A 7750-nucleotide genomic window follows, 5' to 3' on the forward strand; every position below is an offset into this window, starting at 1 on the left:
GCCGGCGGGGCCCCGTCCGACGCCAGGGCCCCCGTCGCCGGCCATCCCGAGATCAACTGGACCATGCTGCTGCTGGGCTTCGCCGGCATGGTGGTGGGCCAGTTCATGGCCATCCTCGACATCCAGATCGTCGCCGCCTCCCTGCCCCAGATCCAGGCGGGCGTCGGCGCCTCGGCCGACGAGATCAGCTGGATCCAGACCGCCTATCTGATCCCCGAGGTCGTCATGATCCCCCTGTCCGGCTTCCTGTCGCGGCTGTGGGGCACCCAGCGGCTGTTCCTCGCCTCCTGCGCCGGCTTCGTCCTGATGAGCGTGGCCACCGGCCTGTCGACGTCCATCGACATGATGATCCTGTTCCGGGCCATCCAGGGCTTCGTCGGCGGGGCCATGATCCCGACCGTTTTCGCCGTGGCCTTCACCGCCTTTCCGCCGGACAAGCGGGTCACGGCCAGCGTGGTCATGGGCCTGATCGTCACCCTGGCCCCCACCGTCGGCCCGACGCTCGGCGGCCACCTGACCGAGTGGCTCAGCTGGCGCTGGCTGTTCTTCATCAATGTGGGGCCGGGCCTGCTGGTCCTCTTCCTGGTCGGACGGTACGGGAACTTCGACAAGGGCGACCCGTCCCTGGCCAAGGGGTTCGACTGGTGGGGCCTGGGCCTGATGGCCGCCTTCCTGATGTCGATGCAATATGTGCTCGAGGAGGGGGCCAAGAACGACTGGTTCGACGACACCCATATCCTGATGCTGACGGTCGTCGCCGCCGTGGCCGGGCCAATCTTCGTCTGGCGCTCCCTGACCTATCGCCAGCCGATCGTCGAGCTGCGCGCCTTCGGCAACCGCAACTTCCTGGTCGGCTTCGTCATGACCTTCACGGTCGGCTTCGCCCTGTTCGGCGGCACCTTCCTGTTGCCCCTCTTCCTGGGGCGGGTGCGGGAGTATTCGTCGTCGGAAGTGGGCACGACCATGGTCGTCTCGGGTCTTGCGATGTTCGCCACCGCCCCCTTCGCCGGGCGCCTGGTGCGCCGGATGGACGCGCGGATCCTGATGTTCGGCGGCTTCATGCTGTGCGCCTGGGGCATGTGGGAGGCGCGGATCGTCACCGACGACTGGGGCTTTTGGGAATTCGCCTCGGTCCAGGCCTTCCGCGGGGTCGGCGTCATGCTGGCCATGATCGCCTCGCAGCAGGTGACCATGGCCACCCTGCCGCCGCACATGGTCAAGAACGCCTCGGGCCTGGTCAACCTGTCGCGCAATGTCGGCGGCGCCTTCGGCCTGGCGATCCTGAACACCGGCCTGACCACCAATACGGCCATCCATATGGGCGAACTGACCAGCGGCATCGCCCAGGGCGACCAGGCCATGCGCAACATGATGGCCGGCATGGCCCAGCGCTTCGCCGGCACCATCGACCCGGCCGCTTCGGCGATGAAGGCCGTCTATGGCATCCTGCAGAAACAGGCCACCACCATGGCCTTCGGCGACGCCTTCGCCTTGCTGGGCATCATGTGCGCCGGGGCCGCCTTCGTCACCCTGCTGGCCCAGCCGGTCAAGGCCCAGCCGGGCGCGCCCCCGTCGGACGCCCACTGATGGCGCGCCGCCGGGGCCAGGTCGACGAGAAGAAGAGCGAGGCCATACTGGAGGCAGCCGCCGCCCTGTTCGCCGAGAAGGGCCTGTCGGCTTCGATGGAGGAGATCGCCCGTCTCGCCGGGGTGTCGAAACAGACGGTCTACAACCGCTTCGCCTCCAAGCTGGAGATCGCCCGGGCCATGGCGAACCAGAAGGCCGAGGCGATCGTGGCCCCGCTGCGATCCAGCGGATCGCCCCTGGTCGTGCTCGAAGCCTTCGCCCAAGGCCTGCTGACCCTGGTCTGCCACCCGGACAAGGTCAGTTCGATGCGCGGCGTGGTGCTGCTGTCGGCCGATGCGCCAGAACTGGCCCAGACGGTCTATGAGGCCGGGCCGCGCCGCAGCCTGAGCCTGCTGTCGGCCTGGCTGGCCGAACAGACCCGCGCCGGTCGGCTGAACACGCCTAACCCCGACGAGGCGGCCGAGATGTTCACCGGCCTGGTCCTGGGTCACGCCCATCTGCGGTCTATGCTGAACGTGCCCCAGATCGACGATGAGCGCCGCGCCCATCGCGCCCGAGAAGCCGCGAGGATCTTCGTCACGGCCTATGCGCCGACGCTGGATCAAGCTAGGTGAGACGGTCGCGTAAAGGAGTTCGCCCATGCTGATCCACCTGTCGTCCTGGCCCGAGATCGACGCCCGCATCGCCTCTGACCAGCCCCTGTCCAAGACGATCGTGGTTCCCATCGGCTCCAATGAGCAACACGGCCCGACGGGTCTGCTCGGCACCGACTGGCTGTGTCCCGAGATCATCGCCCATGAGGCCGAGCGCGCCGACGCCGCCCTGACGGTGGCTCCGACCTTCAACATCGGCATGGCCCAGCATCACCTGGCCTTCGCCGGGACCATCTCCCTGCGGCCTTCCACCTTCATGGCCGCCATCACCGACTGGGTCTCGTCGCTGAGCCGGCACGGGTTCGAGCGGATCTATTTCCTCAACGGCCACGGCGGGAACGTCGCCACCATCGAGGCGACCTTCTCGGAAATCTACGCCGAATGGAGCTTCATGGAGGAGGAGCCTCCGTTTGTTCTGAAGCTCAAGAATTGGTGGGACCTGCCGGGGGTCCAGGGCCTGTGCAACCAGATCTTCCCCACCGGCCACGGCATGCACGCCACCCCGTCCGAGATCGCCGTGACCCAGGCCGCCTATCCCGACCGGATCAAGACGGCCGACTACAGCCCTCAGATCGCCCCCAGCGGCCCGATTCGCGACGCCCTCGACTATCGCGCCCGCTTCCCCGACGGCCGCATCGGCTCCGACCCGGCCCAGGCCAGCCCCGAAAAGGGCCGCCGCATCATCGATCTGGCGGTCCCCGCCCTCCTGTCCGACGTCGCGGCCTTCGCCGCCGAGACGCGGCCCCAGGCCGTGTCGGGAGCCGGGTTCTGAGCCGCAGGGCCCGCGTCCCCGCCGCCGTCGCGCCGGTGGTGCTGGGCGCCGAACTGCTGAACGCCTCGGCCCAGGTGATCGCCGCCCGCACCGGGCGAATGGTTCAGGGGCTGACCGATCCGGCCGGACAGGATCTGGCCGAGCTGTCGCTGATGACGACCGAGAAGACCGAGGCCCTGGCCGCCGCCGCCGCCGCCCTGTCGGTTCGCGCGGGCGCCGTCGGCGAACGCCTGGGCCAGGCGGCCCTGGACGAGGGGGCACGGGCGATGCAGGCCGCGACCGAGATCGCCTGCGCCCTGACCCCCGCCGCGGCCGCCCAGGCCCAGTTCCGCTACGCCCTGGGCTGGTGGAGCCGCGCCGCCGGCCAGACCCTGACCCTGAGCGCCGAACTGACCCAGGCCCAGACCGCCGCCCTGACCCCCATCCACAAGACCGCCGTCGCCAACGCCAAACGGCTGAGGAAGACGTAGGGCGACGCTTGTCTCCTCCCCGCTTGCGGGGAGGGGGACCGCGAAGCGGTGGAGGGGTTCTGGACGCCGCAGAGGCCGGCCTTGCGGTTTGGACGGGAGGCGGACCCGAAGGCCGCCTAAGCCGCGCCCGTCCCCTTCTCGCGATGAGGGCACCCCGGCCAGCAGCAGGGGCGGCGCTTGCCGTCGCTCAGGTTCTCGCGGCCCCAGTCGATCCGCTTCAGCCGGGTCTCGGTCTTCTTCGCCGACTCGACCCAGCAAATCCATTCGTTGCGGGCCAGGGGCGTGATCGACATCCAGGTGGCGCAGGCGGCGACGTCACGGCTCACCGCCTCCGCCAGATCGGCGGGCAGGTCATGAACCACGCCTCCGGGCAGGTCTGTCGGATCAGCCATGCCGGGAGGGTCTCAGCCCCTGGCGTGCGACGCAAGCCGTTTCGCCGCCGCCCCGCCGTCAGGCGACCTCGACCACCTTCAGCCTGGGCTTCTTGGCCTTGCCGGGCTTGGCGGGGCGGACGGCCTTCTTGGCGGCCTTTTCGGCCTTCTTGGCTTCCTTCTCGGCCAGTTTCGCGGCCTTCTTGGCGGCCTTGGCCTCAGCCTTGGCGGCGTCGGGGGCGGCGTCGGCGGCGGCGGCCAGTTCGGCCAACTGGGTCAGGAAGGCGTCGCGCTGGCCCTTGGGCAGCAGGGCCATGATCCGTTTGTCGGCGGTCTCGACCAAGGGGCGGGCGGCCTCCAGTCGGGCGGCGCCCTCCGGCGACAGGCGAACCGCCTTGGCGCGGGCGTCCAGGGTCGAGCGTTCGCGCTCCAGGAGGCCCTTGGCGGTCATCCGCGTGACCAGATCGGCCAGGGTGGAGCGGTCGATGCCGGTCATCCGCACCAGCTCGGTCTGGGTCAGGCCCGCCTTCAGCGAGGCGGCCTCCAGGACCGCGAACTGACGCTGGGTCAGGCCGTCGGGGCCCATTTCCTCGGAATAGATGTCCAGCGCCAACTGCAGCGCCCGGTGCATCAGATGGCTGGGCGAGGTTCCCAGCGGCCCGACCTTCCGCGCCGCCTTGCCAGACTTGACCATATCGACCGTCCCCCGAGTGTCTTTCGTCCGCATGCGTATCAGCGGGGCTTTACGATTTGACGCGAGAAGTATGTCGGTTACGCGACATTTTGTCTGTGAGCTCCCGTCATTCAGCCATCAGAGGCCCGTGTCCGGCGAGATCGGACCCGGCTCTTCGTCCTTGATCATATTCTTCATGATCAGCGGCACCTGGGACAGGCCGAACAGGGAGGCGGCGATCCACAGAACGCCCCGGAAACTGGTCCAGACGTCGTTGGGATTGGGCGTCTCACGCCCCAGGGCATGCCAGACGGCCGTGACGGCCTCAGGGCTGCGGAACACTTCATTCAACAGGGCGACGGCCAGGAAATAGAGGCCGTAGCGCAGGGTCAAGGTGCGCCAGGCGGCGTCATTGACCCGGAGGGCCGAGCCCAGCAGGGCCTTGAACGGATATTTCTTCAGCGGGATGGAGCCCAGCAGCACCACGGCCAGAAGCCCGTTCTGAACCGTCAGCTTCAGCTTCACATAGAGGTCGTCGTGGGTGAACAGGGTCAGCATGCCGAACACCAGGGCGAACAGGCCGGTGATCAGCGGCAGGGGCGCGAAGCGCCGCTCCACCGCATAGCCGACGACCAGGGCCAGGGCCGAGGCGCCGACCAGGACCCAGGTCGCGAAGATCATGTCGCGGGTGGTGAAATAGCTGATCATAAAGGCGGCGAGCGCCCCGAAATCGACCAGCTGGCGGATCCACTGGCGGTTCTTGGGCTCGGGGGCGGGGGCGTCGGTCATCTCAGTCCTCCAGCCCCACCAGGGAGCGGGCGAAGGCGCGGGCGTCGAAGGGTTGCAGATCCTCCACCCCCTCGCCCACGCCGATCAGCATCAGGGGGGCGTCGGACGCCTGGGCCACGGGCACCAGCACCCCGCCCCGCGCCGTGCCGTCCAGCTTGGTCATCACCACCCCGGTGACGAAGGCGGTGCGGCCGAAGATCTGTTCCTGGGCCAGGGCGTTGCGGCCCACGGTGGCGTCCAGCACCAGAAGGGTGTCATGCGGGGCCTCTGGATCCACCTTCTTCAGCACCCGCACGATCTTCAGCAGTTCGTCCATCAGGGCCGACTTGTTCTGCAGCCGCCCGGCCGTGTCGATCAGGACCACGTCGAACCCCTCGGCCCGCGCCTTGGCATAGGCGTCAAAGGCCAGGCCCGCCGCATCGGCCCCGTCGCGGCGGCTTTCGAAATGGGCGCCGGCCCGTTCGGCCCAGACCTTCAGCTGTTCGCGGGCCGCGGCGCGGAAGGTGTCGCCGGCGACGATCATCACCTTGGCGCCCTTGGCCGTCAGATCGGCGGCGATCTTGCCCAGGGTCGTGGTCTTGCCCGAGCCGTTCACCCCGACGAACAGGACCACATAGGGTTTGGGGCCGGACAGGGGATCGAAGGTCGCCTGACGCGGCGCCAGTTCGGCGGCGACCGCCTCGGCCAGGGCCTCCTTGACCTCGCGTTCGGGGGCGTCCTTGCCGAACTTCAGGGAACGGAACCGCTCGACGATGCGGGCGGCGGCGGCGGGGCCCAGGTCGCTTTCCAGCAGATGCTCTTCCAGCTGCTCCAGCGAAGCCTCGGACAGGGGCTCCTTGACGAAGGCGGAGACGACCTGGTCGGTCATCTGTTTGGAGGAGCGGGAGAGCCCTTGCGACAGGCGCTGGAACCAGCCCTTTTTCGGCGTATCGGTCATGACAGGGCTTTAGCTCCCGCAAGCCCCGGCGTCACCCGCATTCGCGACGTCGGACGATCCGCCGCCTTGCTGCAGGGGCGGGCGTCGGAAAAGCAGTGTCCGAACTGTCCGATGTGTCCGGTCGGGCGGATCGCCCCTCTTCCGCCGGCGGGAGAGACAGGCCGGCGTTCGGAGAGCCGAACCGGGGTCGGAGAGGGCAGGCGCGGGAAGGTCGGCGACGCGGCCTCGGCGCGCGAAAAACAGTGTCCGATGTGTCCGATGTGTCCGATTGCATCTCCCCTCCGTCGCTATTCCCATTATGCGCCGGTGGGGCGGGGCGAAGGGTCGATTGGCTCCAGCAGCCGCAACCGATTGATATTGCAGAGGCGACGTCGCTTCGGACCTGGGGATCTCCCGCAGCCGGCTTGCGCGCGCCGGGAGGGATAGATATACGAAACATATTCGAATCATATCAGGGCCACCCCATGGGCATCGTCAATATCGAGGATGAGCTGCACGAACAGCTGCGGCGGGCCAGCAAGGCCTCCTATCGGTCGATCAACGCCCAGGCCGCCTTCTGGATCAGGCTGGGCATGTTGTGCGAAACCCATCCGGGGATGAGCTTTCAGGAACTGATGGCGCGCGAGCTGCGGGCGGCAGGGGTGGAGACGCCGAACCTGTCGGGCGCGGCGGCATGACCAAGACCCCGGCCGAGATCGCCCTGATGGCCGAGGCGGGGCGGCGGCTGGCCCAGGTCTTCACCCATCTGGACGGCCTGCCCCTGGAGGGGATGAGCACCCTGGAGATCAACGACCGGGTCGAGGCCTTCATCGTCGATGAGCTGAAGGCGCGGCCGGCCAGCAAGGGTCAGTACGGCTACGGCTTCGTGCTGAACAGTTCGCGAAACGCCGTGGTCTGCCATGGCGTGCCCTCGGCGGACGAGGTGCTGAAGGACGGGGACATCGTCAATCTGGACATAACGCTTGAGAAGGACGGCTTCATCGCCGATTCGTCTAAGACCTATCTGATCGGCTCGGTCGGGCCCCAGGCGCGCAGGCTGGTGCGCACCACCTATGAGGCCCTGTGGAAGGGGATCAGGGCCGTGCGGCCCGGCGCCCGGCTGGGCGACATCGGCTTCGCCATCGAACGCCACGCCAAGGCGGCCGGCTATTCGGTCGTGCGCGACTATTGCGGCCACGGCATCGGGCGCGAGATGCATGAAGAGCCCCAGGTGCTGCATTTCGGCCGGGCCGGGACCGGCCTGACCCTGAAGGAAGGCATGGTCTTCACCATAGAGCCGATGCTGAACCAGGGCGTGCGCACCGTTCGGACCGAGGACGACGGCTGGACGGTGACGACGGCCGACGGCAAGCTGTCGGCCCAGTTCGAACATACGGTGGCGGTGACGGCGGACGGGGTGCGGGTGCTGACCCTGAGGCCGGACGAGGCGCGGTGAAGCCGTCTGAAATCCTCCCCCTCTGGGGGGAGGTGGATCGACGCGAAGCGGCGAGACGGAGGG

10 protein-coding genes are annotated in these 7750 nt (G+C 68.4%); 6 read left to right on the forward strand and 4 right to left on the reverse strand.

Translation table 11 applies throughout. The annotated features are described in order from the left end of the window. The 4 genes from AC07XS_RS15335 to AC07XS_RS15350 all read left to right on the forward strand — a co-directional run. The coding region (locus tag AC07XS_RS15335) for a DHA2 family efflux MFS transporter permease subunit (protein WP_182715136.1) at positions 1 to 1587 on the forward strand (1587 nt) is incomplete at its 5' end. Next, entirely contained in the window at positions 1587 to 2201 is a 615-nt protein-coding gene (locus tag AC07XS_RS15340; protein WP_054764025.1) for a TetR/AcrR family transcriptional regulator, read from the forward strand. The genes AC07XS_RS15335 and AC07XS_RS15340, both read left to right, overlap by 1 nt. 25 nt (positions 2202 to 2226) lie before the next feature. After that, positions 2227 to 3012: a creatininase family protein gene (locus tag AC07XS_RS15345; protein WP_152948957.1), complete on the forward strand. Its 786-nt coding sequence runs from the start codon at positions 2227 to 2229 to the stop codon at positions 3010 to 3012. 38 nt (positions 3013 to 3050) lie between these two features. Beyond that, positions 3051 to 3482: a hypothetical protein gene (locus tag AC07XS_RS15350; protein WP_321208177.1), complete on the forward strand. Its 432-nt coding sequence runs from the start codon at positions 3051 to 3053 to the stop codon at positions 3480 to 3482. 116 nt (positions 3483 to 3598) lie between these two features. On the opposite strand, the gene AC07XS_RS15355 is transcribed toward AC07XS_RS15350, so the two are convergent. From AC07XS_RS15355 to ftsY, 4 genes are all read right to left on the reverse strand, one after another. Continuing rightward, entirely contained in the window at positions 3599 to 3874 is a 276-nt protein-coding gene (locus AC07XS_RS15355; RefSeq protein ID WP_152948959.1) for a YdeI/OmpD-associated family protein, read from the reverse strand. A gap of 58 nt (positions 3875 to 3932) precedes the next feature. After that, a complete protein-coding gene (locus tag AC07XS_RS15360; protein ID WP_054764027.1) occupies positions 3933 to 4547 on the reverse strand; it encodes a MarR family winged helix-turn-helix transcriptional regulator in 615 nt (204 codons plus the stop codon). Positions 4548 to 4664: 117 nt separating this feature from the next. Continuing rightward, entirely contained in the window at positions 4665 to 5315 is a 651-nt protein-coding gene (locus AC07XS_RS15365; RefSeq protein ID WP_182715135.1) for an inner membrane-spanning protein YciB, read from the reverse strand. A 1-nt stretch (position 5316) separates the two neighbouring features. Then, positions 5317 to 6252 (reverse strand): signal recognition particle-docking protein FtsY, encoded by a 936-nt coding sequence (ftsY, locus tag AC07XS_RS15370; RefSeq protein ID WP_182715134.1) that lies wholly within the window; start codon positions 6250 to 6252, stop codon positions 5317 to 5319. 464 nt (positions 6253 to 6716) lie between these two features. Here ftsY and AC07XS_RS15375 point away from each other — a divergent pair, with 464 nt between their 5' ends. Continuing rightward, a complete protein-coding gene (locus AC07XS_RS15375) occupies positions 6717 to 6929 on the forward strand; it encodes a ParD-like family protein (protein ID WP_007443174.1) in 213 nt (70 codons plus the stop codon). Continuing rightward, positions 6926 to 7687 (forward strand): type I methionyl aminopeptidase, encoded by a 762-nt coding sequence (map, locus tag AC07XS_RS15380; protein WP_152948962.1) that lies wholly within the window; start codon positions 6926 to 6928, stop codon positions 7685 to 7687. Before AC07XS_RS15375 ends, map begins: the two co-directional genes overlap by 4 nt. Positions 7688 to 7750: the final 63 nt, after the last annotated feature.

Source organism: Brevundimonas sp. GW456-12-10-14-LB3, assembly GCF_059424365.1.